This window comes from Mycobacterium sp. NGS15 (genome assembly GCF_059813245.1).
The window spans coordinates 318,081-343,408 of sequence record NZ_JCALEF010000006.1 but is presented as its reverse complement, the minus strand read 5'-3'; the positions used below and the strand labels follow the sequence as shown (position 1 = coordinate 343,408).

Genomic DNA, 25,328 nt, shown 5'->3' with positions numbered 1-25,328 from the left:
CGGTCTTGCCGCGGGGCGAACTGCTGGCGTCACTGTCGGACGAGATGCTTGCTCGGCGGGCTCAGCACGGCGATTCAGAGGCGTTCGATGTTCTGGTCGTCCGGCACGGCCCCGCGCTGCTGAGATTCGTTGCCCGCACGTATCCGGAGCGGGCAGAGTATGACGACATCGTCCAGGAGACGTTCATCGCCGCCTGGAAAGGGCTGCCGTCGTATGCCTTCCGGTCACAGTTCCGCACTTGGTTGTACTCACTTGCGTCCCGGAAGACCGTGGACGCGATGCGGCGGCGCCGTCGCGACTTCGATATCGACGACGTGCCCGAAGTCGCGGATATCGGCGCTGGTCCTAGCGAACGAGCCCTGGACGGCGATTTCCTTGCCGCGCTGAGCCGTGAGTTGTCGCAGCTGCCCTATTCGGCACGTGCGGCCTGGTGGCTTCGTGAGGTCTACGACCTACCGCTGGCGGAGATAGCGACTGTTCTCCGGACCACTGAGGGATCGGTCCGCGGCAGCCTGCAGCGCACCCGCAAACGGCTGGCGGAAGCGCTGAAGGACTTCCGCCCATGAGCGGACACGGAGACCACATTGAGTCCGCCGGCTGTACAGCTCCCGGCATATCGCGTAACACTGGAGAACTGATGGATGCGAGAACCGGGGACAACCATGATGCCGTCGCTGACGCCACGGCATGGATTGCCGATGCTACCCGCCGATTGGCCGAGCTCGACGGCGGACCAGATGGCCATGCACCGGGAGCACCCTGGAGCGAGGGTGGATCCGCCCTCGAGCAGCTGCGTGCCGCCGTCGCGCATCGCGTCGCGTCATTGCCCCGCAGAGGCAAGCCGATCAGCACGGCAATACCGGGGATCACCGTCAGTCATCTGGCTTTGGCGAAGGTGCTGACATCGACGTTGGCGGAGATGGCCGCCGAGGCCTCCGCGGCGATCGCCGCCGTGGACGTGGATGTGGACGTGGATGCACAGGCGCTGACGGCGCTACGCATCGACCTGGTGGCCATCGGTGCCGCCGATCGTGACCGCACGTACCTCGATGACGGTGACGCACTGCGGAAGAGAGCTGCCGCAGTGGTCAACGACATCATCGGTATCGACCCGCCGACCATAACCCTCACGTGGGAGGACATCGTCCTGCCGTCGTATTAGGCACCCATGGTCACGCGGTCTTAATCTTTCACCTTTGCCATAGCGAGCACGTCCAGGCGCTTGTCCAGCTCCTCGATGCTCAGCTTGTCGCCGATGAGGCCGCGGTCGATGACGGTCTGGCGAATTGTCTTGCGCTGCTTCAGCGCTTCCTTGGCCACTGCGGCTGCTTCTTCGTAGCCGATGGCTGAGTTCAACGGGGTAACGATCGACGGAGAGGACTCTGCCAGCGTCCGCAGGTGATCCTTGTTGGCGATCAGGCCGTCGACGCACTTGTCGACGAAGAGGCGAGACACGTTGGCCAGCAGCGTGAACGACTCCAGCAGGTTGCGGGCCATCACCGGGATGTACACGTTGAGTTCAAAAGCCCCGGACAGTCCGCCCACGGTGATGGCGGCGTCGTTACCGATCACCTGTGCGGCCACCTGAGTGACTGCCTCGGGAAGCACCGGGTTCACCTTGCCGGGCATGATCGAGCTGCCGGGCTGCAGGTCGGGCAGCTGGATCTCGCCGAGACCGGTCAGCGGGCCCGAGCCCATCCATCGAATGTCGTTGGCGATCTTGGTCAGCGAGGCTGCGATGGTCTTGAGTGCGCCGGAAGCCTCGACCAGCCCGTCACGGGCGGCCTGCGCCTCGAACGAATCCGTGGCTGTTTTCAGCTCCGAGAGTCCGGTTGACTTCTTCAGTACCTCAACAACTTTCGAACCGAAGCCATCGGGTGCGTTCAGGCCCGTGCCGACGGCGGTGCCACCGATGGGCAGCTCGCCCAATCGAGGGAGACACGCGCGCACCCGTTCTATGCCGGCCTCGATCTGGCGGGCGTAGCCGCCGAACTCCTGGCCGAGGGTCACCGGCACCGCATCCATCAGGTGCGTGCGGCCGGACTTCACTACGGTCTTCCATGCCTTGGCCTTGGTGGCCAGCGCCTGCTGCAGGTGCTCCAGGGCCGGAATCAGGTCGCGCGCAGCGGCTTCGGTCGCGGCCAGGTGGGTAGCCGTCGGGAAGGTGTCATTGGAGGACTGTGACATGTTCACGTCGTCATTGGGGTGAACAGTGGTGCCACCTATCGCGGCGATCGAGGCAATCACCTCGTTGGCGTTCATGTTCGAGCTGGTGCCCGAACCGGTCTGGAATACGTCGATGGGGAACTGGTCGTCATGCTTACCGTCGGCGATTTCTTGTGCCGCAGCGATAATCGCGTCGGCCTTCTCCGCTGCGAGCAGGCCCAAGTCCTTATTGACCTGGGCGCAGGCGCCCTTCAGCAGGCCGAGCGCGCGGATCTGTGTGCGCTCCAGGCCACGCCCCGAGATGGGGAAGTTTTCGACGGCACGCTGTGTCTGCGCGCGCCACAGTGCTTCCACGGGCACGCGAACCTCGCCCATGGTGTCGTGCTCGATGCGGTACTGCTGCCCTGGCTGGTCAGTCATGTGCTTCCTTCTCGTCGTCGATGAGGGAGTGATCAGGGGAGGGGGTGGGTGGCGTCGTCGTCGCCGGTGAAGTCGACCGCGGAGTATTCGCGGAGCTTGGTGAGGCGGTGGTAGGCCTCGATCATCCGGACGGTGCCGGACTTGGAGCGCATCACGATGGACTGCGTGGTGCAGCCGCCGCCGAAGTATCGGACGCCTTGCAGCAGGTCGCCGTCGGTGACACCGGTCGCGCAGAAGAAGACGTTCTCGCCGGACACCAGGTCTTCGGTGGTGAGGATCTGGTCCAGGTCGTAGCCGGCGTCGATGGCCTTCTGGCGTTCCTCGTCATCACGCGGGGCGAGCTTGCCGTGGATGGCGCCGCCCATGCAGCGCATGGCGGCAGCGGCGATGATGCCCTCTGGGGTGCCGCCGATGCCGAGCAGCATGTCGGTGCCCGAGTTCGGACGGGCCGTCGAGATGGCACCGGCCACGTCGCCGTCGGAAATCAGGCGGATACGGGCGCCGGTCTCGCGGACGTTCTGGATGAGCTCGCCGTGACGGGGCCGGTCCAGGATGCACACGGTGATATCGGACACCGAACAGTTGCGTACCTTGGCGACGCGCTTGATGTTTTCCGAGACGGGGGCGGTGATGTCGATGACATCGGCGGCGTCGGGGCCGACCGCGATCTTTTCCATGTAGAAGACGGCCGACGGATCGAACATGGTGCCACGCTCGGAGACCGCCAGCACCGAGATCGCATTCGGCATGCCCTTGCTCATCAGGGTGGTGCCGTCCACCGGATCCACGGCGAAATCGCAGTCCGGGCCGTCGCCGTTGCCGACGTCCTCGCCGTTGTAGAGCATCGGGGCGTTGTCCTTCTCACCCTCGCCGATGACAACCACACCGCGCATGGAAACGGAGTTGACCAGCTCGCGCATGGCGTCGACGGCGGCACCGTCGCCCTTCTCCTTCTCGCCACGGCCGACCCATCGACCTGCGGCCATGGCACCCGCCTCGGTGACTCTGACCAGCTCTAATGCCAGGTTGCGGTCCGGGGCTTCTCTGCGCGACGGGCTCATGAGTTGTGATTCTTTCATGACGCGATGAGCCGCTTGCGCGAAGAGCATCAAGCGGAGCCTGCAAGGATGGGGGCGTGGGAGGCGCACCAGATCCGGACCAAGATTCCGGACCCGACGATCGCATCGCCGTGCCCGCACCCAGGGCGGCCAAGCCGCGGCTGTTCCAGGACGGCCGCGACATGTTCTGGTCGATGGCTCCGCTGGTGGTCGCCTGCATCGTGCTGGCCGGATTGTTGGGGATGTGCTCCTTCACTCCCAACGGCCCTACAGCCGGTGACCCGCCTTCCTATGACGCGCACGCCGCACTGCAGGCCGATGCCCGGCAGTTCTCCTTCCCGGTCCGGGAGCCGTCGCTGCCCGAGGGTTGGCGCGCCAACTCCGGGGGACGCGACAGCGTCGAGGGATTGCCGGTGTCCAGGGTGGGGTACCTGAGTCCGTCAGGTGCCTATATGGCGGTGGTGCAAAGCGCCGCCCCCGAGGAGAAGCTCGTCCCGAAGCTGAATAGTGCACTCGTGCCGCGCGGGCCCGAAGATGTCGACGGTGTGCGTTGGATCGCGTACGAGGGCGGCGAAGGCGCCGAGCCGCTGTGGGTTACCCGGCTGGACGATACGGTGACCGCCGCCGTCACCGGCGCCGGTGACGGCGATGCTTTCCGGACCGTGGCACGCGCGGTGCAGACGGCCAAACCGCTGCCTCGCTGAACCACTAATTGTTGGCGCCGCGTGCCGCCACTGCCCAGTGCCGCGGACCATCCGCCGTGTCAATGACCAGCGAGTCGGCCAGATTCACCGCATTGCACAGATGATTCGGCACGATGCGCAGTCGGGTGCCGGGAGATGGAGCGGCACCGGGGAACTCGATGGTCGCGTGATGCTCGGAGAGGGCGACGATGCGGGCATCCGGCTCACCGATCAGACGTCCGAAACCAGTGGCCCAACCAGGCCGGTCGGCGCCCAGAACCTTGCTGCCCGCATCCACGATCGCGGTCCGCCCCCGGGTGTGCACCACGGTGGTGACAGCACTGAGCGCGATGTCGTCGAGAGTGCAGACGTCTAACTCGAACTGCTGTGCATCGTTGAACGGATAAACGCCCGGCCGCACCTCCGTCAGCACGGCGTTGTCGGCGGAGTCGACAGTGGGGGTGGAGCCGCCGCTGCGCACCAAAGGTTGGATCCCCTGCGCGCGCAGGCTGTCTGCGGCCTCATCAAGTGCCCTTGATTCCTGTGCGGCGACCTCGGCACGCTGCCCTGGCGTGTAGCCGTGGCCCGGAAATGTGAAGACACCCACGACGATCAGCCCGGCCGCGCGTGCTGCCGCCGCCACCGCGCCGGCCTCAGCCGGGGCGACCCCGGTGCGATGATGTCCGGAATCGATCTCGACGACAACGGTGACGGGCAGATCGCCAAGATGTTCGGCCAACTGCCGGGCACCCGCAACGGAATCCACCGCCAATCGGAGCTTCGCGCAGGCGGCCACCCACCGCAGCCGATGTGCCTTCTGCGGAGTCAGCCACAGTGGGTAGGCGATGAACAGATCGGTGAACCCCGCCTCGGCGAAGACCTCGGCCTCGCCGATCGTGGCGACGGTCAGGCCAATCGCCCCACTCTCCATCTGGCGCTGCGCTATTTCAACGCACTTGTGGCTCTTGGCATGTGGCCGCAGCTGGATGCCGGTGCCGCGGAGCCGCCCGGCGAGCCGTTCGATATTGCGGTCCATCACCGCGAGATCGACGGCCAGGAAGGGCGTGTCGATATCGTCCAGACCGCCAGGTTCCGTCGTGTCAGACATGCCGCGACACTAACGGAGGCCGGTGTTAGTCAGAATCCAGCGCGTCCTCGATGCGCTTACGAGCCCCCGCGAGATGTTCCTCGCAGCGTTTAGCCAGGGCCTCGCCGCGCTCCCAGAGGGCTAGCGACGTGTCCAGATCCAGCCCGCCCTGTTCGAGCTGTTGCACAACGTCGATCAGCTCACCACGGGCTTGCTCGTAGCCGAGTTCGGCGGGGTTGGTCATGACGGTTCTCCTGTCGTCGATGAGGTCCCCGCATGCGGGAGGGACCCCCCGCTTGCGTGCAGAGAATCGGTCACGGTCGCGGTCACGGCACCATCGGAAACGCGTACACGTAGCGATGTGCCGGCGGGCGCATCAGCCACCGTGCGCAGCACCTCCACGGTGCCATCGTCGCGCATGCGCTGCACCACCGAGTACCCGCGGGCCAGGGTGGCGGCCGGTCCCAATGTGGCCAGCTGCGCCGACAGATGGCCCACCCGTTGGGTTTCGGTTTCCACCAGCCGCTTCATATCGCGGCGTAATGCTGTTCGTGCGACGCTGATTTCGTCGTGGCGCACCGTCACCATCCGGAGCGGATCGGCCAGCACCGGCCGGCTGCGTACCTGGTCCAGCCCGCGCTGCTCGCGCTGCACCCAGTTACGCAACGCCTGAGCCGAACGTCGCCGCAAGTCCAGAATCAGCGCCTGCTCCGCGGCCGCATCGGGTACCAGCTTCTTGGCCGCATCGGTGGGCGTTGCCGCCCGCAGATCTGCCACCAGATCGGACAACGGGTTGTCCGGCTCATGCCCGACAGCGCTGACCACCGGAGTGCGGCAGGCAGAAATCGCGCGGCACAGCGTCTCATCGGAGAACGGCAGCAGATCCTCCACGCTGCCACCGCCGCGGGCCAGCACGATCACATCCACCGAGGGGTCGGCATCCAAGGCCTGCAGCGCGGCCACGATCTCGGCCACCGCGTGCGGTCCCTGCACGGGGGTATTGCGGACCGCGAACTGCACTGCGGGCCAACGTGCCAAGGCCACCGAGGTCACGTCGTGCTCGGCGGCGCTCGCGCGGCCCGTGATCAGCCCGATGCGGGAAGGCAGGAACGGAACCGGACGCTTCAACCGTGCGTCGAACAGCCCCTCGGCGGCCAGCAGCTGACGCAGCCGTTCGATCCGGGCCAGCAGCTCGCCGATGCCTACGGCGCGAATCTCACTGAGCCGCAACGAGAACGATCCGCGTACCGTGTAGAAGGTGGGTTTGCCGCACACCACCACCTGGGTGCCTTCGGTCAGTTTCACCGGTGCGTTGCGCACCATATCGGGTGGGCATGTCACGGTCAGCGACATGTCGGCGGCCGGATCGCGCAGCACCATGAATACGGTCTTGCTGCCCGGCCGGACGTCGATCTGTGTCAGCTGACCCTCCACCCACACCTGGCCCAGGCGGTCGATCCACTTGGCCACTCGTGTGGCGACAGCCCGGACCGGCCAGGGGTTCTCGGGGCTGGTTCCCGGATCAGCCACGGGCAGCGGCGCGGGTGATCCTGTTCGCGAGCAAGGTCTGATACGGCGCCCGTGCCTTGTGAGCGTCCTCGTAGGCCAGCAGCTCTTCGAGCTCAGTCACGGACAACGACTGCAGCCTCGCCCGCAGCTGAGCCAGCGTCAGGTCGTGGTAGCCCAGCTCGACGACGACGTCGGGGGCATTCGGATCTGCGGGTTCGGCGGGTGCGGCCGGTGCCACCTTGTTGGCAGGGGCTTTCTTGGCGGCCTTTTTCGCCGGCGCCTTGCTGGGTGCGGCCTTCGCGACCTCCGGCTTGGCCTCGGGTGCGGGCGCCGCCGCGGCTTCGGGAGCGGAGAGGTCCGAGGAGTCTGTGGGCTCCGAGGAGTACAGCGCAAACCGTCCCTGCGTCATCCGCTCGGCGGCGTCCTCGTAGACGGCAGTGGCCTGTGTCTCGTCGGGTTCGGGTGCGTCGAGCTCGTCGAGATCCTCGTCGAATGTCGCCCACTCCGGCTGTTCGTCGGTGGGCGGGAAGATGTTTTCCCAGGTCTCGTCACCCTTGATGGCCAATTCCGTGACCGTCTGCTGGAACCGCATGAAGTTCTGCACGGTCTGACTGGCGGCCGTCATCGGATAGGTCAGAACCGCCTGCGGGAGCTTGCGGGTCTCTTCGAGAACGGTGGCGGCGACCCCAAGAAGCAACCGGACGCCGAACGGAGGACGAATCATAGGTCCAAGCTTGCCTTACGTCGGTCGTGCAGCGAAAGGCTGGGCCGTAAGCTGGTACGCATGGCTGCAGTCGATATGGGCACTCCGGGGATGGTGAGCACCGCGGTAAGCCGGGTCGGCCCGGCGACCAGCAAGCGAGTGCTGCTGGCCGAGCCGCGCGGCTACTGCGCGGGCGTCGATCGTGCGGTCGAGACCGTGGAGCGGGCGCTGGAGAAGCACGGCGCCCCGGTCTACGTGCGTCACGAGATCGTGCACAACCGCTATGTGGTGGACACGCTGGCCAAGGCGGGGGCAATCTTCGTCGACGAGACCGACCAGGTCCCCGAGGGCGCGATCGTGGTGTTCTCGGCCCACGGTGTGGCTCCGACCGTCCACGTGGACGCCGCGGCGCGCAACCTGAAGACCATTGACGCCACCTGCCCGCTGGTCACCAAGGTGCACCAGGAGGCCAAGCGTTTCGCACGAGACGACTACGACATCCTGCTCATCGGTCACGAGGGGCATGAGGAGGTCGTCGGCACCGCCGGTGAGGCTCCCGATCACGTGCAGTTGGTCGACGGCCCCAGCTCGGTGGACAAGGTCACCGTGCGCGATGAGAACAAGGTCATCTGGCTGTCCCAGACGACGCTGAGCGTGGACGAGACCATGGAGACGGTCCAGCGCCTGCGGGAGCGTTTCCCGACGCTGCAGGACCCGCCGAGCGACGACATCTGCTACGCCACCCAGAACCGCCAGGTCGCGGTGAAGGCGATGGCGCCCGAATGTGAACTGGTGATAGTCGTCGGTTCACGCAACTCGTCGAACTCGGTGCGCCTGGTCGAGGTTGCCCTCGGAGCGGGTTCACACGCCTCGTACTTGGTTGATTACGCCGAAGACATCGACCCGGCCTGGCTTCAGGACGTGACGACGGTCGGGGTCACCTCGGGTGCTTCGGTGCCGGAGGTGCTGGTGCGCGGGGTATTGGAGCGGCTCGCCGAGTATGGATACGGCGAGGTGCAGCCGGTCACCACGGCCAACGAGACCCTGGTGTTCGCGCTGCCGCGCGAGCTGCGGGCCTCACGGCGCTAGGTCACCTAGCGGTCGTAGTCCCAGGCGTCGTCGTATCGGCCCTGACGACGCCGTGGCGCCGGCGGGCGTTCGTCTCTGTACCTGACCGCCGGGCGGTGCGGTTCGCGGGCGGTTTCCGCGCGCGGCTCCTGGTAGCGGGGCCGCGGTTCGTACCCGTAATCGTCGTACTCGTCGCGGACTCGACGCGCGGGGCGGCGCTCGGTCCGCATCGGGCGCTCGTCCTCCCACGGCGTACCGACACCTGATGTGCGTCCACTCGATGTCCGTCGTGAGACGGGCTCGGAATCATGTGTAGGACGGCGGCGCACCCCGGATTCGTGTCGTCCATGGCGTGTCCGTGGGGCGGCCTCGTCGGCGCGAGGACGGCGGCTTCTGCCGGTACTTCCCGCGGCCTTGCCTGCGGTGTCGGCGTCGGCATCCACCAGCGCCTGTACCCGCGTCCGCGCGGAAGACTTCGGCCTCGCGGCCTTGGTGGCCTTTGTCCTGGCGGGTTTGGCTGTCTTTTCTGTGATGGGCCTGCCGGTGAAAATGCCCCAGTACCAGCGCACCACCCCGATGATCAGCACACCCAAAGCGGTGCTGATCATCAGTGGGAATCGTTCGATCAAGGGGTACCCGATGGTGATCGCCGTCGATTTTCCGCCGGCTAGTGGTGCCTGCGACATAACCATGTAGGCCATCGGGATGCTCGCGAACAGGATGAGCGGCGGCTGCACGACGGCGGTGAAAATCGACGCGTACCGCACCGCGAAAACCGCCACGACGCACCCTGCCGCATAGCATCCGGCAAACGCGCCGGTCAGCTTCTCGCCATTGGCCATCGCGTCAATCGCAAAGCCAAGGGCGGTGCCAGCGACCGCGATCAGGATCGCGCCCCACCATGGCACACCCGGAATATCAGGGTGCGCCGACCGATGATCGGCTTCCACCGATGAGCGGGCGCGTTGACCTGTCACATGTTGAAAGGTACCGGTGCCGAGCCGGATGTTCGGTAACGGTGCCCGTCAGCGCGCTTGTGTCAGCAGCATCGCGCGGCTGGATTCGCGTCGGCGTCGGCGTACCGCGCGCGCCAAAACTCGGCTTCGGTGGGCGCCGGGCAGCCCGGGTGGCGGCGCCGCAGGTGCTCGACATGCCGCTGGTAGTCGTGGTCCCCCATGAGGGAGGTGAACCACCACACCAGCCCTTTGATCACCTTCATGTCCGCGTCCCGGTGAGTTCACGTGCTGCCCATTGTTTTTCGACGTCCTTCTCCACGTCGGTGGGCAGGAAGCCGCTGGGCGCGAAGAATCTCGATGGCTCATCGGGATCCTCTGTAGTGGCCAATCCGCCGGCCCGGACTGCCCGCAGGCACGTCCAGGCCCCGGCCGCGACAACGACCAGCACCAGTGAGGCGAAGACAGCCGACAGCGTCCCCTGGATGAACGTGTTGCGAATCACGGCGTCGATGGCCTCGGGTGTTTTAGCGGTCTTGAAGCTCGTTAATCCCGCGTCCCGGGCCGCCGCATATAGGTGATGTTGCGTCCAGTAGCCCACTGCGGGGTCGGCCGAGAAGAGCTTCTGCCAGGACGCGGTCATGGTGACGGTCAGGTCCCAGGCCAGTGGGACCCCAGGGATCCATGCCCACTTGTAGAGCCGCTGTTTGACCACGATGGTCAGCACCACCGTGAGTGCGATGGCGGCCAGCAGCTGGTTGGCAATACCGAACAGCGGGAACAGGGTGTTGATGCCGCCCATGGGGTCGGTGACGCCCATGAGCAGTATCGAACCCCAGCCGCCGACGACGATCGCCGAGCAGATCCACGCCCCGGGCCGCCAGGAGGCGTCCTTGAACCTGCGCAGCGGACCACCGGCATTGCCCAGGGAGTCCGACAGCATGAACCGGGCGACGCGGGTGCCGGCGTCGACGGTGGTGAGGATGAACAACGCCTCGAACATGATCGCGAAGTGGTACCAGAACGCCTTGAAACCGCTGCCCCCGAATACATCCGACATGACATGGCTGATCCCGATGGCCAGGGTGGGAGCACCGCCGGCGCGAGAGACGATCGATGTCTCGCCGATATCCTTGGCGGTTTGGGTCAGCTGTGCGCCGGTGATGTCCGGCCCGCCGATCGGCAGCGCGTTGACGTAGGCGGCCGCGGTCTCGGCGGTGCCGCCGGTTGCCGCGCTGGGGGCGTTGATCGCAAAGTACAAGTGTTGGTTGAGGATCGCCGCGGTGACCAATGCCATGACCGCGACGAAGGACTCCGTGAGCATGCCGCCGTATCCGATGAAGCGGGCCTGAGACTCCTTCTCCAGCAGTTTGGGTGTGGTGCCCGAAGAGATCAGCGAATGAAATCCGGACAACGCCCCGCACGCGATGGTGATGAACAAGAACGGGAACAGCGACCCGGCGAAGGCGGGACCGGAGCTGTTGAAGGCGAAGGCGCTGACCGCGGGCAGCTGGGCCACCGGGCGAGCGATCAGGATCCCGACCGCCAGCATGGCGATCGTTCCGACCTTCATGAATGTGGACAGGTAGTCACGCGGTGCCAGCAGCAGCCAGACGGGCAGCACCGAGGCCGCGAAACCGTAGAACATCATCAGCCAGGCGATGGTGGTCTTGTCGAGGCCGAACAGTGCTTCGCCCCAGCCCGAATCGGCGACCCAGCGACCGGAGATGATGGCGGCCAGCAGCAGCGCGACTCCGATGACGGTCACTTCGGTGACCTTGCCCGGGCGCAGGTAGCGCAGGTACACCCCCATGAACAGTGCGATCGGGATGGACATCGCAATCGAGAACACGCCCCACGGGCTCTCGCCGAGCGCGTTGACGACAACCAGGCCGAGTACCGCGATCAGGATGATCATGATGACGAAGATCGCCACCATCGCGGCGATCCCGCCGACGGCACCCATCTCATCGCGGGCGATCTGGCCGAGACTGCGGCCGCCGCGCCTGTTTGAGATCACCAGCACCAGGTAGTCCTGAACCGCGCCGGCCAGGACCACGCCGACGACAATCCAGATGATTCCGGGCAGGTAGCCCATCTGTGCGGCCAGCACCGGACCGACCAATGGGCCGGCGCCAGCGATGGCGGCGAAGTGGTGCCCGAACAGCACTCGCCGGTCGGTAGGAATGAAGTCCTTGCCATTGTCGATGGTTTCCGCAGGTGTGGCGCGGTCGTCCCGTGGCCGGACGAGCTTGCGCTCAATCAGCTTGGCGTAGAAGCGGTATGCGATCAGATAGGTGCAGATAGCGGCGACAACGAACCACACCGCGTTGACGTGCTCCCCGCGCAGCAGCGCGATCATCGTCCAGGCGAAGGCGCCCAGCAGTGCCACCAACACCAGCACCACACGGGCGGTGGGTGAGGGCGCCCGGTTATCGATCACGCCGACGGGCGGGAGGTCGGGGTCCGTCCGCAGCAGCTCGACGCCGGGTGGGGGAGTCAGGTCCTGGGGCTCTACCGCGGTGGCCATGGGCGCTACCTTAGGTCCCCGTCACGTGGACCCGTCGTACATCTACCGTCTGTTCAAGTTCAGGGAAAGATCGGGGCTATCCCTGATGTTCCCCATGACCGGCGTTCATAGCGTCGAGATATGACCAAAACAGCGTGGTTTGCAACGGCTTTGGACGCCATGATGGTGGTTCTCCCGATTGCGGCGGTGGCGCTGGCGGCCGCTGCGTACGCGGGGCCGCAGGGGTACGGAGACGCCGAGGCTGTGATCAGTTCCCTTGAGGAGCAAGGAAATTACGTCATCCTGAATCGGACGGGCGATAAGCCACTCGAAAATTGCATCGTCACCAGGGTTCGGCAGGGGCCGTCGGTGTATCGGTACGAGCGGTCCGTCGGGGCCGATTCGAACTCGGCTCCGGCCAAGGTTCTGGACCATGGGATTTACTACGTGGACCTGAAATGCTGAGCCGCGAAGGCCAGGGGAAAGATCAGGGACTTCCCCGATGCGCCAGGGTATTTCGGTGCCCTACGGTGAGGCTATGACTACTGTACTGCGACGTCCCCAGACCGGGAAGATGATCGGTGGGGTGTGCGCGGCAATCGCCCAGCGTTTCGGATGGGACGTGACGATCGTCCGGGTGCTCACGGTCGCATCGATCCTGCTCCCCGGGCCGCAGGTGCTCGCCTACCTGGTGTTATGGGCACTCATTCCGCGGGAGCAGTGAGCGGCCAACGCGCGTTACGTTAATTTCTCGTAACCACCGGGTGTATAGGTATCGGCGTAGGGGCAAACCGTGAGTTAGTGTGCGCTCATGAGGTCATACGATTACCCCCTAAGGGTTACCGTGCTGGTCCTCGTCGCCGGGGTGCTGTGCTTCGTGGGGGTGAACCCGGGAAGTGTCATGGGTGAGCCTGGATCAGCGGCCACGGCGCACGCCCTCGATCGGGACGGTTCCCGTGCCGCGCCCGCGGATGTGCCCCAGGTCGATGCCTTCGCCCAGGTCGTGCAGATCGCCAAGATGTGCCGGGGAATCCTGGCCGGGGCGATGCTGCTGGTGCTCGCTTTCGTGGTGCGCTACGTGCTGCTCACGGCGACACGGGGGTCACCTGTGTTGCAACGGATCGTTGGCCAAGAAGGCCGCATGGTGTTGCTCAGGGGCTGTGTACATAGGTGCTGACGGGTTGGTGCGACCCAACCCCATGTCAGTCATGCCGCGGTATCGCGGTTCTACACAGGAGCATTCATGATTTCTCGTTTTGCGGTAGCCGCGTTGGCGGTCACAGCGACATTGCTTACCGCGCCGTCGGCGCACGCCGGCCCCGATGGGGAGAGCGCCGCCGACGTGATCGCCGACCTGGAGTCGCGCGGCAACATTGTCGTCGTCAACCGTGTGGGTAGCGGTCCCATGGCCGACTGCAAGGCGACCGCCGTCCGTCCCGGGCGGCTACTGGCCCCGGGTGCGTCGATTAACGCACCGGGAGCCAGCTGGGGTGGCTCCATCCTGTCGAATCATCGGGTCATGCACGTCGACATCACCTGCTGACATCAACCACTGACTAACCACTGAGGACGTCCAGCAGCACGATCGCGTGATTGTGCTCGGGGTCTTTCGCGGCGTACAGCAGCGTGACGGTGCCATGTTCGCGTTCGAGCTCATGGGCGGTATGCACCGCAGGATTGGTGGACAGCTCGGCGCGGTACTCGTCGGCGTACACGCCCCAATCCTCGGGTGTGCCGTGATGCCAGCGGACCCGCAGGTCCGGGCTCGGTGCGATGTCCTTGAACCAGAGATCGACCTGCGCGGCGGCCTTGCTCACACCACGCGGCCAGAGGCGGTCGACCAGCACGCGATATCCGTCTGACGGGTCGGGAGGCTCATAGATCCGCTTGGTGGAAAAGGTCACCTGAGCATTCTTATCCGCCCGGGTCCGTAGACTCACCATCTCGTGAGCCTGAACTTGGGAATCGTTGGTCTGCCGAACGTCGGAAAGTCGACGCTGTTCAACGCGCTAACGCGCAATAACGTGCTGGCGGCCAACTACCCGTTTGCGACCATCGAACCGAACGAGGGCGTGGTGCCACTGCCGGACCCGCGCCTGGACAAACTGGCGGAGGTGTTCGGCTCGGCGCGCACGCTGCCTGCGACCGTGACGTTCGTGGACATCGCCGGCATCGTCAAGGGTGCCTCCGAAGGGGCAGGGCTCGGGAACAAGTTCCTGGCCAACATCCGCGAATGCGATGCCATCTGTCAGGTGGTGCGGGTGTTCGCCGACGACGATGTCGTTCACGTCGACGGCCGGGTGGATCCGGCGGCCGATATTGAGGTGATCGAGACCGAGCTGATCCTCGCCGATATGCAGACGCTGGAGAAGGCGGTGCCGCGGCTGGAAAAGGAAGCCAAGACCAAGAAGGACCGCCAGCCACTCGCCGATGCCGCCAAGGCCGCGCAGGAGATACTCGACAGCGGCAAGACGCTGTTCTCGACGGGGCAGGACTGGTCGGTGGTGCGCGAGCTGAACCTGATGACCACCAAGCCCTTCCTGTACGTGTTCAACGCCGACGAGTCGGTGCTGGGCGATGAGGCCCGTGTTGCGCAGCTGCGGCAGCTGGTGGCCCCGGCCGATGCGGTATTCCTGGACGCGAAGATCGAGTCCGAACTGCAGGAGCTGGACGAGGAGTCCGCTGCTGAGCTGTTGGAGTCGATCGGGCAAACAGAACGGGGTCTGGATGCGTTGGCGCATGCGGGTTTCCACACGCTAAAGCTGCAGACCTACCTGACCGCCGGGCCAAAAGAGGCGCGGGCGTGGACGATTCACCAGGGCGACACCGCGCCGAAGGCTGCCGGCGTCATTCACACCGACTTCGAGAAGGGCTTCATCAAGGCCGAGGTGGTGTCCTATGAGGACCTCGTCGAGGCGGGCTCGATGGCCGCGGCGAAGGCAGCCGGGAAGGTCCGGATGGAAGGCAAGGAGTACGTCATGGTCGACGGTGACGTGGTGGAGTTCCGTTTCAACGTCTGAACATGCAGTTCAACTGGCATTTATGGCTGCTCAGTCCGCAGAGCGTCCGCAGGAAGATTAATCGACTGCTCGAAAAGCTCGCCAGCGGCTTTACGGGTACGGTCGTTCGCGTCAGGCCACAGATGTGCGTACGTCGACAACGTGACGGTGGCTGACGAGTGCCCAAGCGCTCGCTGGACCGTCACCACGTCGCATCCGGCAGCGATGAGCCCGGAGGCATAGAAGTGCCGGAGGTCGTGTAGCCGGTAGGCGTGTTCGACGTTCGCCCATGCGCGGCGCCACCAGTACCCGACCGAGTTCTGATGTAGCGGCTGGTCCTTCTCGCCAGGGAACAGCCAGCGTCCCGGATCGTCACCCGGACGATATACCCGGACGTGCTCGCTAATGGTCTCGATGAGGCTCTTGGGGGCATATACGGTGCGCTCGCTGCCGAACTTCGGGGGCCGGATCTCAACCTTTCCGCCGTTGGCGCGTTGCCAGACGACCGGCTCGTCGCGTCTGCTCTTCTGCTGCAATCCGAGCACCCAGGATCTGCCCTCTACGTGGCCACTAGCGACATCAACATGCAGACCAAGCTCGCAGCTGTCGGCCTCCCTTACGTAGAACCACCTGAAGCTTGAGCACCCAGGGGGATACCCCTCCCTGGCCGCTTAGCTGCACCTCGGGGCATAGGCGGCTCTACATTCACCACATTTTCCACCAAAGCGGCCATCACCGGTTAGGGGCCGTAGAGAAGGTTGGTTAGGGCGCCGATGAAGTCGTTGACGCCACCGAAAACCCCGGTAAAACAGCCTATTGGGGCTTGGGTTCGCAGGCGACGCCATCGCCGTCGCGATCGAGTTTCGCCCGATATCCGGGCTCGCCCTTCTTGATGTTGTACGCCCCGTCCTGGTGCGCCTCGGTGCAGTTCCCGTAGGGCGGATCCGCCTGCGCAACCGACGCCAAAGATATTGGCAGGAAAGAAAATCCAGCTGCCATCAATGCCGGAACGACCTTGGTCTTCATGGCGTGTTCCCCTCCGTCGGTCGAGCGCGATCAGGGAACTGTACGCGCGGCCACCTGCGCCTATGGCAAAAGTGAGCTTTGCCGCGCTTGTATCGCGCGCGGATAATATTGGCGGTCGCATACACATCACCGCACCATTTACGCAGGTCTTCGGCTATGAGCAGGTGGCGTTCACCGTGGTGGCAGCCATCGTGGCCCAGCGTGGACATAGTCCGGTGACAGTTGCCGCGACTCTAGACCCTCCGGGCAGAAATTGGCAGTCGACGACGGCATGCATCTACCACGATCCGGGGGGGATGTGCGCCAGATCTAGTTGCTGTCCGCTGGCGCTGACCCCGGAACTCAGGTGGGTCACCTAGTTAGTTCGGTGATAGCGTGCGGGCAGGATTTGCACAGGAGGAGCAAACTCGCTCACGAACCAGAGGGCTAGCTGCTGTGGATTCGCTGGGGACAGGAAGGCAGGGGCATGGGACGGGTTGAACCGAATCCAGATGTGGTTCGTGCGGAGTTTGCGCAGTTGCAAGCTGCGGCGAAGTTCATCCAGGAAGCCTCTGAGCAATTCAAGACCGGTAAACGCAATCTGGATCGCAAGGCTGAGGACGTGCTCGGGGGAAGTTGGACAGGTAAGGCTTCCGCGCTGATCCATGAGGGCTGGTCTGAGTGGCAGAAGGGGTTCTCCGACATGATGTCGTCCTTGCACGACTCGGGGGTGTTGGTCGGGGCCATCGGCAAGGACTTTCAGCAGGTTGACGAGCGGGGGCGCTGATATGGCTCGGCCTGGCGGTAGCTCCGGAGGATCTGAGGACGATTTCGACGTTGATCTCGATGACCTTGACGAGCTGGTAGTGCAGATGGATCAGTTCAACAAGTTTGTGGATACCGCCTCGGATCAGCTCATATCCCAGATGGACCAGCTGCACTCGGTATGGGACGGCAAATCAGCCGCGGCGCATACCGAGTGGCATGACAAATGGGTCGCAGCCCTGGAAGAGATGCAAGAAGGGCTCGACAAGCTCAAGGCGGGGAGCCGCACCGCACACGGCAACTACTCCAAAGCGGTCGCTGCGAACAAGCGGATGTGGCCGTCGTAATGGCACCCCCAATTCACTTCCGCAAGGGCACGTTTCAAGACACCTGCGATGACTACCACGACCGCCGCAACGAGCTGGCGGCAGCGGCGGACAAGCTCAAGGGCGCGCTGGCCGGAATTGGCGGTATCGCAGGCTCGGACGATCCGGGCAAGAAATTCTCCGATGGGTTCGATCCGAAGCTCAATGAGAATCTAGAGGCGATGACTGCGGTCATCAACGCCACCGGCAGCATGCACGACCTTTTGCAGCAGTCGGCATTCAACTACCGTAATTCCAACGATGTGCGCGGCATCGACGAGCAAGCCGATCTGGCAGTACCCAGCTGGATGTCTCCACTGCACTTCGTACCCAACGCGCCCTCGACCTACGGCGGTCCCAACAAAGACCCCAGCTGGTGGTCCAAGATCAAAAGCTATGTCGGCGGGAGGATTTGGCCCAACGGCGACATCGACAAGCTCAGCTCACTCGGCACAGCGTGCCGTGATCTGTCGGTCGCATTCAATGGCGTTGCCGATGCTCTGGCACCCACCAACGCCAAGCTCAGCGGCCTGCAGGTTCCTGAAGCTCCGCAAATCTCCACGAACGCCGGGAACTTGGCGAAAGCGATCAGACAGATCGCTACCAATTTCAGCAATTTAGCTTCGGCGGCCGATGGCTACTCCAGAGACATCGAGAACGCGCACAACCGTCTCGAAGACGAAGTCAAAACCCTCGTTGAGGCGGCCTTAGTAGCCGTCGGCATAGGCATCATCGCGGGTTTCGTTTCCTTCGGTGTCGGCGCGGCGGTCGGCGCTGGCGGTGGAGCCGCAGCCTTGACGGCCGCCGGGGTACTAGCAATAGAGATACTCGATGCGCTAGCGCTAGCCGCATACACAACCACAGCAGCGTACGCAGGAGCGTCAGCGATCAGCGCTGTTAGCGATATCCAGGCGCTGGCAGCCGCCTCGCCCGTGGCCGTCCAATACAACTCGGTCAACGAAGCAGCTGGAGAGGGCGACGCCTACGATGTAGCCGGACGTCGCGTCAAGCTTCGAAAGGGCACCAAAGAGGAAATCGATGCGGCTCAGCGCCGGGACGGCTTAGTCGACAAAGACGGGAACCTTCTTGATCCCAACACCCTTGAACCCATACCGAAGAACGGCCCGTTCGACTACGGTCACCGGCCTGGTTTCGAGTGGTGGAGAACCCGGATACAGGCACGTGAAGAGGGCTGGACCCGAAAAGAACTCATCGAGTACGAGAACAATCCCAACCACTACCGGGTTGAGAATCAGGGATCAAATCGCGGCCACCGTTGGGAACAACCGAAAGAGAAATAGACATGGCAGTTGACCAAGGCGGACGGTCCCCAATCCACTACGCAGCCCTAGACGGCAAGGTTGATTTGCTCCGCGAACTCATCGCGGAGGGCGCCGACGTAAATGCACGAGACCAGCAGGATTTCACACCACTTCATTTCGCTGCACAGCAAGGGGAATTGGATGCCAGTACCCTCCTGCTCGACAACGGGGCACAGGTAGACCCCAAGAACTCTCACGGCAATACGCCTCTATGGGTCGCAATGTTCCAGCCTGGGCCTGAAAGCAAGCTCGTGGTTCGGCTACTGCTTGCGCGCGGCGCTGACCCGGACAGTGTGAACAGTGTCGGGAAGACTCCCAGGAACGTCGCCGAGACGATGGTTAACGAAGAGCTGAAAGAAATCTTCGGGGTGCAGTAGGAGCCCTATGCCAGCGACACCTCGACTTCACCCCGATGTTGAAGAGCTGATCCACGCGGTTGAGCGGGGCGACTCGGAGCTGGTCCGGTCCACACTTGCCACCGGCAGCATCAACGTGAACCAGGACATCACCGCTGGTTACACCCTGTTACATCTGGCAGTGCAGCGGGGACGACTTGAGATTGTTCAGCTACTGATCGCCCATGAGGCGGAAGCCAATTGGCGCGGCGACGACGGATGCACGCCGATTTTCATGGTTCCAATGGCCCCAGCTTCAGTTCAGGTTCAGCTTTACGAACTCTTGGTCAAGCTCGGGGCGTCTCCGCGCGCGGTGAACAACCAGAAGCTGTCGGCCAAGAAGTACCTTCGATTGCTGGGGACCGACCCGCTTGTAGATCATCTCGGTGGTCGCCTTACAGATCTCTCTGACTCAGAGTCCGCACCATCCCGGCTGACGCAGCCGGAGCCAACTGCCACCGACGAAGAGGCATTCCGCGTTCGTTACCGCGCGATGGTGGACGAGAAGATCACTGACTGGCTCGATGATCACCCTGATTACGGGAATGCCGTGCCCGCTGGCGTCAGGCAGGCGATCGAAGAGGACTGCCGTCGTCAAATACAACATCTGTGGGCGGCCCATCGCCGCAGCATGGCCGAGCACGACTAGTTCGTGCCGGGACTTTCTCCCCGTCCGCAGTGCGTCCGCAGTAGATTCAGCACCAGTCGTTAACTGTCAACGCTGCTAACGCCTCTGAGCTGGCAAAATAAACGGTGTCAACGACTATCAACTTAGCCATATGCCCAGGTGGTAGTTCCGTTTCAACGTCTAAGAGGAAAGCTGCTTGACGATGCCGGGTCGTCCGGGGTCGAGTAGCGCCTAACCGGAGGTCGACTCGTCAAGGATGGACGCGACGAGTGACGAGCGTGGCGAGAAGACATCGAGGAGCCCGACGGCGCGTACCCCGGGTGCAAGGTTTCGAAGCTCGCTTTCGATGTCTGCGTAGCGCGGATCTGACCGAGGAGTGGTTTCCAGCAGTTTGGCGTTTGCGATGAACGCGGCGACGGTGCCCTTGCGTACGGTGACTCCATCGACTGTTGCGGAGTTTTGGGCGTCTGATAGGACATCTTCCGGGCGAATTGCGCCTTGTTCGGTCATCGAGTGGTCCCTTCTCTCTTCTATGGCTCTCTGCGCAAGCCTAAAAGACGATGCAGGCTGAAGGGGTTGCTCCACGGCTCGCGGGCACCGGTGATCAGCATCCGCCGACGGTGAAGCGGTGGAGTTCCGTTTCAAGGTCCGATCTTGGACGGTGGAAAGCGTGTCGAGCGTGATCAAGATCTGTTGCGCAACCACGGCTGCGATCCCCTGGCGAATGTCGCTGCCTGCGCAGACCTCTATTTGCTGTCGGTCACGTTCCCCTATGATCAGCCCTGTGACCACCTCGATGCTTTTTGTCGCACCTGCCAACCGGCTGGGTCCGAACGCGCGTAGGCTATGGATTATTCAGGGCATTGCCAACTATCTCGTCCTGAGCGCAGTCATCGTAGTGGTGGGGTTCTTTGCGCCCGGCCGATTATGGTGGTGGATCGCCGCGGCCGTCATCGGAATTCTCGCAGTGCCTTACGTTATTGTCCGCTCCAACCTGCGCATACGTGTGCACCGTTGGGAGTTCAACGAAATGGCCCTGTATGTCCAAACCGGTTGGATTACGCACGTCCGCGCGATCATTCCTATCCAACGGGTCAAGAAGATCACTGTGGAACGTGGATTGCTGCAGCGAAAGTTCGGGCTCTCCACGCTGACCATCAGCGCTGGTTCGGGTGCTGGCACGATCAGCATCGACAACATTGACCACCTGGTCGCGGCAGAGATTGCTGGCAGATCTGCAATCGTCAGTACCGCAGATACCGAAGAATGACGTTTCGTCGATCGCCGCGGTGGATTCTGCGGGAGTTGGTTGAGACCCTCAAGATTGGCTGGGCTGGTCTGGCCTTGGTCTTGATCAATAGGTCGTTGCTGCTCTTTTTTCTGGCGTACCTCGTGTTGGTAGTTCTGTTGAAAGCCTGGGCGTGGTGGAGAACCACGATCGAGGTCGGCGGCGACGCAGTTGTGCTGGAAATTCGGGGGCTAAGCACCAAGCGAGAGTCTGTCGCGCGCAGTGCGATTGAAACGCTGGTTGTATCTGCCGAAATGCTGGATCGACTGTGTGGGCTGCAGACGTTGCAGCTGACCACCAACGACGATTCCAACACTCTGGTTCTGAAAGGGCTCTCGTCTCAATCCGTCCGCGGCATTAGCGCGAGCCTGGAAACCGAAGTCAGCGAAGAGGCTTCCAACGCTCGGTTGATTGCCGCCTTTAAACCCGGGTGGTTTGGCTACGCCCTGCTCACTCCCATCGGCTGGACGGGCGTTGTGGGCGTGGTGTTCCTGGCGAACCGGATTGGTGATCGCTTTGTGAGCCCGTTTGACGGGCTCAGTGCGCAAGCGCAGGCGGCGCTTAACCAAGTCGCCACGCCGTTGCTGATTGTCCTCAGTGTGGCGGCGGGAGTCGCGATCGTATTGTTGCCGTACGCAGTCCGCTACGGCCGGTTTCGCCTAGAGGAATCGGTGGGTAAGAACGGCGCCGAGGACCCGCTGTTGGTCTATCGGCGGGGGCTGTTCGAGACCAAAGCAATTACTTTCACCCGGAGCCGGATTCGCGGAATTAGATTGACCGAGCCTATTCCGCTGCGGTGGGCCAGGGGTGCGCGGCTACATGCGGAAGTTGTGGGGCACAAGGATGTTGAACTGTTGCCGCCGGCGGCACGCGCGATCGCGCTCGACGTGGCCCGCGATGTGCTTTCCCATCGCGGGCCGGATGCCGTTGCTGCGCTCAGTGCAGGGGGTCGGCTTCCCGGCCACGGTCGGGCCGCGCGGCGGATCCGTTTGCAAGAGTCAGCGACTATTCCGCTTGCGCTGCTGACTGCCGCAGCCGTTGCCGCGGTGATCAACGTCGAACTTTCCTTCCTCGTGATCCTGGCATTGGTCCTACTAATTGTCCGGCTGTGCTACACCTGGATTGTCTGCGGGCGGTGCGCAACCGCGTGGGTGCGGCGGCCGTACCAGCCACTGATCCTCGCCCAGTCACACCCACAGCTGACGCGCAATCTCACTATCACCACATTCGATTCAGCCCTGGGCGTTCGTATCCGCCAGAGCTGGCGGCAGCGCAGGGTCGGTGTGGCCGACCTCAGCATCCGATCGAATGCGGGCGACGGAGCGGTGGCGGTGGACTCCCTACCTGATGCCGCGGCAACGAATTTGGCGATCTGTCTTTGTCCCGTCGCTGCTAGCTTCGCGCAACCGGTGCCGCCATCGGCTGATCCTGAACATGCCGTTGACCGCTTCGGAACGTTCGGCACTCGTGCATCCTGATGGGGCGTGGCCGCTGCGGAATCGGTGCCGTCGACGTTGTCGCCCCTGATGCGATGTCTGTGACATTGCGGCATAACATTGCTTGGTGAGTTCTGTTGTCTCTTTGACTTTTACCGTCGACGCCTGGGCCGCCAGTGGATCGGTGTGACGTGATCTGATGGCGTTGATTTCGGCTGCGATATGCCCACACCCGATGATGTTGATACCCGATATAGCAGGCAGGGCAGACAGGAAGTGGCGGCAGCTCCGTGATGCTTGTCTGGAATCTATTGGCCGACTGAATATTCCGATTTCCGGCAGGGGGAGTGCCATTGCAGAGAATGCACCTCACTTGGTTGTGATCGTAGGCGGTGACGATACGACCAGGAGTTTCGATCCGGCCTGCGCATACGGAAGCCTCTGGTCGAACGGTATCCGCTGGAACTACGGGTGGGGTATCGACAGCGCGGCCCCTCAACCCTTACCGCTATCCCTGACTCTTGGATACTGGCTCATGATTCAATCCCGGATCGGTAATAAGGGAATGATTGTGGCCGATGTCGCCTTCCAAGCGATCGATTTCGATGCGTCGTCGGCGGCGTGCGCCGAACTAGGACGGGATTTGGCTGAGCGCGCTGAGCGTGTCGCGATGATTGTCATGGGCGAAGGATCCACGTGTATGCCCGCGGCCGCGCGGGTACAGGACGCCGAGGAAGCGAAGCGGAGCGATGACGAGGTGCTGCGCGCGCTCAGGGAAGCTGACGCAGATGCCCTCGCCCATCTCGAGTTTCGGGGAACCGGGCCGGCGGCTTGGAAGGTGTTGGCAGGTGCAGCTGGCGATCAACGATTTCACAGTCACATTCACGCGAACGGGTCGCGCAGATACAGGCGATACTTCGCGGCGAGTTGGACGCCTCAGTCGTAGAACCGGACGAGGCAGAACTCATTTCCTTCCGGATCGAGCATGACGAGCACCATGCCCTCGTCGTAGTCATGGCGCTCGCCCGACCACGATCCGCCGAGTCGCTCCACTTGAGCCCTCGCCACATCGATGTCATCGACCTCAACATCGAGATGAAGGCGCACTTTCGAGGTCTTCGCCTCCGGCACACGCTGAAAGGTAAGCCGGGGTTGATCGACGGCGCGCGTGCCCAGCGTGGCCCACCCCGGATCGTCACCGTGCTCGGCCGAAGGTACGAGGTCGAGCAGCGTGCCCCAGAACGACAAGAGCCGCGCGGGGTCTGCACAGTCGATGTGAGCCCAAACCAGCGATTCGTCACCCTGTCATTGTTGACTGATCAACCGGAGTTGTCGCATATAGCCGGGCAATTCCCTTATGTGTCGAGGAATGTTCTGTGCGCGTCAGTCCTGCACGTAGGACACGACCGCCATCATTCCTGCTTCGCCGTGATAGATGTTGTGGCAGTGGGTAAGCCACTGCCCGGGATTGTCGGCGTCGAAGTCCACCTCGACGGTCTTCATGGGGGCCACGAGAACAGTGTCCTTCCGGGCGCGGAAGGCCCCCTTCGCATCTCGAACCGAGAATGTGTGTCCGTGTAGATGCATGGGGTGGAACATCATTGAGTCGTTTATGAAACGCAGACGTACGCGTTGCCCGTCACGCACCGGCAGTCCATCGCGCGGGTCATAGGTCTTGCCGTTGATGGTCCAGGTGTACTTACCGACCGGCCCGGCCAAGCGCACGTCATGCGTGACGTCTGGGTCGCGTCGCCCCAGCTGGACCTCGGGGGAGGCCGTCAGCGTCGCGGTATCCAGCGGCACCTGGGACTTCATCAGCATCGCGGCGTCTTCGGCGCGCCCGCGTACCGGCGTATCGCCCGAACGCAGAATCAGTTGAGCGAAGCCCTTTTTCCCCTCGGGCACGGCGACCAGCGGCACCGATGAACCCGGGATCGTGACCACGGCGTCGACCCGCTCGCCCATGGTGACCAGGATGGTGTCGGCCCGGTAGGGCTGCACCGGGAAACCATCAGTGTGCGTAACCGTCATCGGCGCACCGGGAATGCTGATCCGGAACGCCGTGTCGCCGCCGGCGTTGACGATGCGCAGCCGCACGCGCTGTCCGGCGCGATAGGTAGCGGCGAACGGATCGGCGGCCACCCGTCCATTGATCAAATAATGGGGATACTTCACATCGCCGGCGTCCATACCCAGCGGCGCGGTGGGGTCCATCCCCATGCCTCCCATGGAGTGATCCATCGGTGGCATGCCCTTTGCGCGTAGCCCTTCCAGCACCTGGTCGGGATCGGTGCCGGTGCCGTCGATCCAATCATCGAGAGCGACGACCAGTTCTTCGTCGTAATCGACACGCTCGTCGGGGTCCTCGATGATCAGCGGCGCGTAGAGCCCGCGATCGATTTGCGTTCCGACGTGGGGGTGGAACCAATAGGTCCCCGCGTGAGGCACCGCGAACTCGTAGTCGAACACCCCAGTCGGCGGGATCTCCGGCTGGGTGAGGCCGGGTACGCCGTCCATGTCATTGCGTAGCGCCAGGCCATGCCAATGCACGGTGGTGGGGGCCGGGAGGTTATTGACTGTTTGCACGCGGAGGATTTCACCCTTGCGCACGCGAATCTCCTGGCCGGGTACCCGCCCTCCGTACGCCCATGTCGACACCCGGGTCCCGGCGAGGTCGATCTGCGCGGGTCCGGCATTCAGAGCGAACTGTCTGACCTGGGCTCCCTGCGTCCGCCGGGCCGCTTCCGTTGCGGCGACCCGGGCCGAGTCAGGGTTAACGCGTTGTGGTGTCGCGGCTGCGGGGAAGTTCTTGGTGCAGGACGCGAGAAACCCTGCTGCGGCAACTGTCATGCCCAGACGGAGGAGCCCGCGGCGGTCAAGCAGTGGTGAATCGCCCGTTGTCATGTCTTCATGCATACCCCGTAGGGGTATGCATGCGCAATTGCGCGCTGCGGTCGCGACGTGTTGTG

32 protein-coding genes are annotated in these 25,328 nt (G+C 63.6%); 17 read left to right on the top strand and 15 right to left on the bottom strand.

What is annotated here, in order from left to right; genetic code table 11:
• Window positions 1-5 precede the first annotated feature (5 nt).
• Together AC5Y5C_RS19290 and AC5Y5C_RS19285 are read left to right on the top strand one after the other, a co-directional pair.
• Window positions 6-566 (top strand): RNA polymerase sigma factor, encoded by a 561-nt coding sequence (locus AC5Y5C_RS19290; RefSeq protein WP_499976080.1) that lies wholly within the window; start codon window positions 6-8, stop codon window positions 564-566.
• Between the two features lie 71 nt (window positions 567-637).
• Complete coding sequence (locus AC5Y5C_RS19285; RefSeq protein WP_499975363.1) at window positions 638-1,162, top strand: hypothetical protein; 525 nt, start codon at window positions 638-640, stop codon at window positions 1,160-1,162.
• 20 nt (window positions 1,163-1,182) lie between these two features.
• Here AC5Y5C_RS19285 and AC5Y5C_RS19280 read toward each other — a convergent pair whose 3' ends face one another.
• Window positions 1,183-2,586 (bottom strand): class II fumarate hydratase, encoded by a 1,404-nt coding sequence (locus tag AC5Y5C_RS19280; RefSeq protein ID WP_499975361.1) that lies wholly within the window; start codon window positions 2,584-2,586, stop codon window positions 1,183-1,185.
• 32 nt (window positions 2,587-2,618) lie between these two features.
• Entirely contained in the window at window positions 2,619-3,695 is a 1,077-nt protein-coding gene (glpX, locus tag AC5Y5C_RS19275; RefSeq protein WP_499975359.1) for a class II fructose-bisphosphatase, read from the bottom strand.
• An 80-nt stretch (window positions 3,696-3,775) separates the two neighbouring features.
• Here glpX and AC5Y5C_RS19270 point away from each other — a divergent pair, with 80 nt between their 5' ends.
• Window positions 3,776-4,348 (top strand): DUF4245 domain-containing protein, encoded by a 573-nt coding sequence (locus tag AC5Y5C_RS19270; protein WP_499976077.1) that lies wholly within the window; start codon window positions 3,776-3,778, stop codon window positions 4,346-4,348.
• Between the two features lie 4 nt (window positions 4,349-4,352).
• Here the strand turns inward: AC5Y5C_RS19270 and AC5Y5C_RS19265 are convergent, their stop codons facing one another.
• From AC5Y5C_RS19265 to AC5Y5C_RS19250, 4 genes are read right to left on the bottom strand one after another with little or no spacing between them, the layout of a single operon-like run.
• Entirely contained in the window at window positions 4,353-5,435 is a 1,083-nt protein-coding gene (locus AC5Y5C_RS19265) for an alanine racemase (RefSeq protein ID WP_499975357.1), read from the bottom strand.
• A gap of 25 nt (window positions 5,436-5,460) precedes the next feature.
• Window positions 5,461-5,658, bottom strand: coding sequence for an exodeoxyribonuclease VII small subunit (locus AC5Y5C_RS19260; RefSeq protein WP_052539785.1), 198 nt, complete (start codon window positions 5,656-5,658; stop codon window positions 5,461-5,463).
• Window positions 5,655-6,944 carry an exodeoxyribonuclease VII large subunit gene (xseA, locus tag AC5Y5C_RS19255; protein ID WP_499975355.1) on the bottom strand — a complete coding sequence of 430 codons (1,290 nt, stop codon included), beginning with the start codon at window positions 6,942-6,944 and terminating at the stop codon, window positions 5,655-5,657. The genes AC5Y5C_RS19260 and xseA overlap by 4 nt, the downstream gene beginning before the upstream one ends.
• On the bottom strand, window positions 6,937-7,647 hold the full coding sequence (locus tag AC5Y5C_RS19250; RefSeq protein WP_499975353.1) for a lipid droplet-associated protein: 711 nt from the start codon (window positions 7,645-7,647) through the stop codon (window positions 6,937-6,939). Before AC5Y5C_RS19250 ends, xseA begins: the two co-directional genes overlap by 8 nt.
• Window positions 7,648-7,707: 60 nt before the next feature.
• On the opposite strand from AC5Y5C_RS19250, the gene AC5Y5C_RS19245 reads away from it, so the two are divergent.
• A complete protein-coding gene (locus AC5Y5C_RS19245) occupies window positions 7,708-8,715 on the top strand; it encodes a 4-hydroxy-3-methylbut-2-enyl diphosphate reductase (RefSeq protein WP_499975352.1) in 1,008 nt (335 codons plus the stop codon).
• 5 nt (window positions 8,716-8,720) lie between these two features.
• On the opposite strand, the gene AC5Y5C_RS19240 is transcribed toward AC5Y5C_RS19245, so the two are convergent.
• From AC5Y5C_RS19240 to AC5Y5C_RS19230, 3 genes are all read right to left on the bottom strand, one after another.
• Window positions 8,721-9,671 (bottom strand): DUF6542 domain-containing protein, encoded by a 951-nt coding sequence (locus AC5Y5C_RS19240; protein ID WP_499975349.1) that lies wholly within the window; start codon window positions 9,669-9,671, stop codon window positions 8,721-8,723.
• Window positions 9,672-9,733: 62 nt separating this feature from the next.
• A complete protein-coding gene (locus tag AC5Y5C_RS19235; RefSeq protein WP_499975347.1) occupies window positions 9,734-9,913 on the bottom strand; it encodes a YbdD/YjiX family protein in 180 nt (59 codons plus the stop codon).
• Window positions 9,910-12,177 (bottom strand): carbon starvation CstA family protein, encoded by a 2,268-nt coding sequence (locus AC5Y5C_RS19230; RefSeq protein ID WP_499975345.1) that lies wholly within the window; start codon window positions 12,175-12,177, stop codon window positions 9,910-9,912. The genes AC5Y5C_RS19235 and AC5Y5C_RS19230 overlap by 4 nt, the downstream gene beginning before the upstream one ends.
• A gap of 120 nt (window positions 12,178-12,297) precedes the next feature.
• On the opposite strand from AC5Y5C_RS19230, the gene AC5Y5C_RS19225 reads away from it, so the two are divergent.
• From AC5Y5C_RS19225 to AC5Y5C_RS19210, 4 genes are all read left to right on the top strand, one after another.
• Complete coding sequence (locus AC5Y5C_RS19225; protein ID WP_499975343.1) at window positions 12,298-12,621, top strand: hypothetical protein; 324 nt, start codon at window positions 12,298-12,300, stop codon at window positions 12,619-12,621.
• 37 nt (window positions 12,622-12,658) lie between these two features.
• On the top strand, window positions 12,659-12,880 hold the full coding sequence (locus tag AC5Y5C_RS19220; protein WP_499975339.1) for a PspC domain-containing protein: 222 nt from the start codon (window positions 12,659-12,661) through the stop codon (window positions 12,878-12,880).
• Between the two features lie 120 nt (window positions 12,881-13,000).
• Window positions 13,001-13,333 carry a hypothetical protein gene (locus AC5Y5C_RS19215; protein ID WP_499976075.1) on the top strand — a complete coding sequence of 111 codons (333 nt, stop codon included), beginning with the start codon at window positions 13,001-13,003 and terminating at the stop codon, window positions 13,331-13,333.
• A 66-nt stretch (window positions 13,334-13,399) separates the two neighbouring features.
• Window positions 13,400-13,699: a hypothetical protein gene (locus AC5Y5C_RS19210; RefSeq protein ID WP_499975336.1), complete on the top strand. Its 300-nt coding sequence runs from the start codon at window positions 13,400-13,402 to the stop codon at window positions 13,697-13,699.
• Window positions 13,700-13,712: 13 nt separating this feature from the next.
• Here the strand turns inward: AC5Y5C_RS19210 and AC5Y5C_RS19205 are convergent, their stop codons facing one another.
• Complete coding sequence (locus AC5Y5C_RS19205) at window positions 13,713-14,099, bottom strand: DUF488 domain-containing protein (protein ID WP_499975333.1); 387 nt, start codon at window positions 14,097-14,099, stop codon at window positions 13,713-13,715.
• 3 nt (window positions 14,100-14,102) lie between these two features.
• Here AC5Y5C_RS19205 and ychF point away from each other — a divergent pair, with 3 nt between their 5' ends.
• Window positions 14,103-15,176, top strand: coding sequence for a redox-regulated ATPase YchF (gene ychF, locus AC5Y5C_RS19200; protein ID WP_499975330.1), 1,074 nt, complete (start codon window positions 14,103-14,105; stop codon window positions 15,174-15,176).
• A gap of 20 nt (window positions 15,177-15,196) precedes the next feature.
• Here the strand turns inward: ychF and AC5Y5C_RS19195 are convergent, their stop codons facing one another.
• Window positions 15,197-15,700: a tyrosine-type recombinase/integrase gene (locus AC5Y5C_RS19195; protein WP_499975327.1), complete on the bottom strand. Its 504-nt coding sequence runs from the start codon at window positions 15,698-15,700 to the stop codon at window positions 15,197-15,199.
• 268 nt (window positions 15,701-15,968) lie between these two features.
• A complete protein-coding gene (locus tag AC5Y5C_RS19190) occupies window positions 15,969-16,154 on the bottom strand; it encodes an excalibur calcium-binding domain-containing protein (RefSeq protein WP_499976074.1) in 186 nt (61 codons plus the stop codon).
• A gap of 493 nt (window positions 16,155-16,647) precedes the next feature.
• Between AC5Y5C_RS19190 and AC5Y5C_RS19185 the strand changes: the two genes are divergently transcribed.
• The 5 genes from AC5Y5C_RS19185 to AC5Y5C_RS19165 are packed head-to-tail and all read left to right on the top strand — an operon-like array spanning window position 16,648 to window position 19,656.
• Complete coding sequence (locus AC5Y5C_RS19185; RefSeq protein WP_499975326.1) at window positions 16,648-16,947, top strand: WXG100 family type VII secretion target; 300 nt, start codon at window positions 16,648-16,650, stop codon at window positions 16,945-16,947.
• Window position 16,948: 1 nt separating this feature from the next.
• Window positions 16,949-17,272 (top strand): WXG100 family type VII secretion target, encoded by a 324-nt coding sequence (locus tag AC5Y5C_RS19180; protein ID WP_499975323.1) that lies wholly within the window; start codon window positions 16,949-16,951, stop codon window positions 17,270-17,272.
• Window positions 17,272-18,591, top strand: coding sequence for an HNH/ENDO VII family nuclease (locus AC5Y5C_RS19175; RefSeq protein ID WP_499975319.1), 1,320 nt, complete (start codon window positions 17,272-17,274; stop codon window positions 18,589-18,591). The genes AC5Y5C_RS19180 and AC5Y5C_RS19175 overlap by 1 nt, the downstream gene beginning before the upstream one ends.
• 2 nt (window positions 18,592-18,593) lie before the next feature.
• Complete coding sequence (locus AC5Y5C_RS19170; RefSeq protein WP_499975316.1) at window positions 18,594-18,989, top strand: ankyrin repeat domain-containing protein; 396 nt, start codon at window positions 18,594-18,596, stop codon at window positions 18,987-18,989.
• Window positions 18,990-18,996: 7 nt separating this feature from the next.
• Window positions 18,997-19,656, top strand: a complete 660-nt coding sequence (locus AC5Y5C_RS19165; RefSeq protein ID WP_499975314.1) for an ankyrin repeat domain-containing protein — start codon at window positions 18,997-18,999, stop codon at window positions 19,654-19,656.
• A 210-nt stretch (window positions 19,657-19,866) separates the two neighbouring features.
• Here AC5Y5C_RS19165 and AC5Y5C_RS19160 read toward each other — a convergent pair whose 3' ends face one another.
• Window positions 19,867-20,145 (bottom strand): hypothetical protein, encoded by a 279-nt coding sequence (locus AC5Y5C_RS19160; RefSeq protein ID WP_499975312.1) that lies wholly within the window; start codon window positions 20,143-20,145, stop codon window positions 19,867-19,869.
• Window positions 20,146-20,407: 262 nt separating this feature from the next.
• Between AC5Y5C_RS19160 and AC5Y5C_RS19155 the strand changes: the two genes are divergently transcribed.
• From AC5Y5C_RS19155 to AC5Y5C_RS19145, 3 genes are all read left to right on the top strand, one after another.
• Window positions 20,408-20,905 carry a PH domain-containing protein gene (locus AC5Y5C_RS19155; RefSeq protein WP_499975310.1) on the top strand — a complete coding sequence of 166 codons (498 nt, stop codon included), beginning with the start codon at window positions 20,408-20,410 and terminating at the stop codon, window positions 20,903-20,905.
• Entirely contained in the window at window positions 20,902-22,401 is a 1,500-nt protein-coding gene (locus tag AC5Y5C_RS19150; RefSeq protein ID WP_499975308.1) for a PH domain-containing protein, read from the top strand. Before AC5Y5C_RS19155 ends, AC5Y5C_RS19150 begins: the two co-directional genes overlap by 4 nt.
• Window positions 22,402-22,594: 193 nt before the next feature.
• Window positions 22,595-23,305: a class III extradiol ring-cleavage dioxygenase family protein gene (locus tag AC5Y5C_RS19145; protein WP_499976072.1), complete on the top strand. Its 711-nt coding sequence runs from the start codon at window positions 22,595-22,597 to the stop codon at window positions 23,303-23,305.
• Here the strand turns inward: AC5Y5C_RS19145 and AC5Y5C_RS19140 are convergent.
• Window positions 23,296-23,607: a VOC family protein gene (locus tag AC5Y5C_RS19140; RefSeq protein ID WP_499975306.1), complete on the bottom strand. Its 312-nt coding sequence runs from the start codon at window positions 23,605-23,607 to the stop codon at window positions 23,296-23,298. The two genes, AC5Y5C_RS19145 and AC5Y5C_RS19140, sit on opposite strands and share 10 nt — an antisense overlap.
• A 135-nt stretch (window positions 23,608-23,742) precedes the next feature.
• Window positions 23,743-25,263 (bottom strand): multicopper oxidase family protein, encoded by a 1,521-nt coding sequence (locus AC5Y5C_RS19135; RefSeq protein ID WP_499975301.1) that lies wholly within the window; start codon window positions 25,261-25,263, stop codon window positions 23,743-23,745.
• Window positions 25,264-25,328 lie beyond the last annotated feature (65 nt).

Coding starts and splice junctions, on each gene's coding strand:
- AC5Y5C_RS19285 (WP_499975363.1), top strand. CDS start 638: ATGGATGCGAGAACCGGGGACAACCATGATGCCGTCGCTGACGCCACG.
- AC5Y5C_RS19280 (WP_499975361.1), bottom strand. CDS start 2,586: ATGACTGACCAGCCAGGGCAGCAGTACCGCATCGAGCACGACACCATG.
- glpX (WP_499975359.1), bottom strand. CDS start 3,695: ATGCTCTTCGCGCAAGCGGCTCATCGCGTCATGAAAGAATCACAACTC.
- AC5Y5C_RS19265 (WP_499975357.1), bottom strand. CDS start 5,435: ATGTCTGACACGACGGAACCTGGCGGTCTGGACGATATCGACACGCCC.
- AC5Y5C_RS19260 (WP_052539785.1), bottom strand. CDS start 5,658: ATGACCAACCCCGCCGAACTCGGCTACGAGCAAGCCCGTGGTGAGCTG.
- AC5Y5C_RS19250 (WP_499975353.1), bottom strand. CDS start 7,647: ATGATTCGTCCTCCGTTCGGCGTCCGGTTGCTTCTTGGGGTCGCCGCC.
- AC5Y5C_RS19245 (WP_499975352.1), top strand. CDS start 7,708: ATGGCTGCAGTCGATATGGGCACTCCGGGGATGGTGAGCACCGCGGTA.
- AC5Y5C_RS19235 (WP_499975347.1), bottom strand. CDS start 9,913: ATGAAGGTGATCAAAGGGCTGGTGTGGTGGTTCACCTCCCTCATGGGG.
- AC5Y5C_RS19230 (WP_499975345.1), bottom strand. CDS start 12,177: ATGGCCACCGCGGTAGAGCCCCAGGACCTGACTCCCCCACCCGGCGTC.
- AC5Y5C_RS19225 (WP_499975343.1), top strand. CDS start 12,298: ATGACCAAAACAGCGTGGTTTGCAACGGCTTTGGACGCCATGATGGTG.
- AC5Y5C_RS19220 (WP_499975339.1), top strand. CDS start 12,659: ATGCGCCAGGGTATTTCGGTGCCCTACGGTGAGGCTATGACTACTGTA.
- AC5Y5C_RS19210 (WP_499975336.1), top strand. CDS start 13,400: ATGATTTCTCGTTTTGCGGTAGCCGCGTTGGCGGTCACAGCGACATTG.
- AC5Y5C_RS19205 (WP_499975333.1), bottom strand. CDS start 14,099: ATGGTGAGTCTACGGACCCGGGCGGATAAGAATGCTCAGGTGACCTTT.
- AC5Y5C_RS19190 (WP_499976074.1), bottom strand. CDS start 16,154: ATGGCAGCTGGATTTTCTTTCCTGCCAATATCTTTGGCGTCGGTTGCG.
- AC5Y5C_RS19185 (WP_499975326.1), top strand. CDS start 16,648: ATGGGACGGGTTGAACCGAATCCAGATGTGGTTCGTGCGGAGTTTGCG.
- AC5Y5C_RS19180 (WP_499975323.1), top strand. CDS start 16,949: ATGGCTCGGCCTGGCGGTAGCTCCGGAGGATCTGAGGACGATTTCGAC.
- AC5Y5C_RS19175 (WP_499975319.1), top strand. CDS start 17,272: ATGGCACCCCCAATTCACTTCCGCAAGGGCACGTTTCAAGACACCTGC.
- AC5Y5C_RS19170 (WP_499975316.1), top strand. CDS start 18,594: ATGGCAGTTGACCAAGGCGGACGGTCCCCAATCCACTACGCAGCCCTA.
- AC5Y5C_RS19165 (WP_499975314.1), top strand. CDS start 18,997: ATGCCAGCGACACCTCGACTTCACCCCGATGTTGAAGAGCTGATCCAC.
- AC5Y5C_RS19160 (WP_499975312.1), bottom strand. CDS start 20,145: ATGACCGAACAAGGCGCAATTCGCCCGGAAGATGTCCTATCAGACGCC.
- AC5Y5C_RS19155 (WP_499975310.1), top strand. CDS start 20,408: ATGATCAGCCCTGTGACCACCTCGATGCTTTTTGTCGCACCTGCCAAC.
- AC5Y5C_RS19150 (WP_499975308.1), top strand. CDS start 20,902: ATGACGTTTCGTCGATCGCCGCGGTGGATTCTGCGGGAGTTGGTTGAG.
- AC5Y5C_RS19145 (WP_499976072.1), top strand. CDS start 22,595: ATGATGTTGATACCCGATATAGCAGGCAGGGCAGACAGGAAGTGGCGG.
- AC5Y5C_RS19135 (WP_499975301.1), bottom strand. CDS start 25,263: ATGACAACGGGCGATTCACCACTGCTTGACCGCCGCGGGCTCCTCCGT.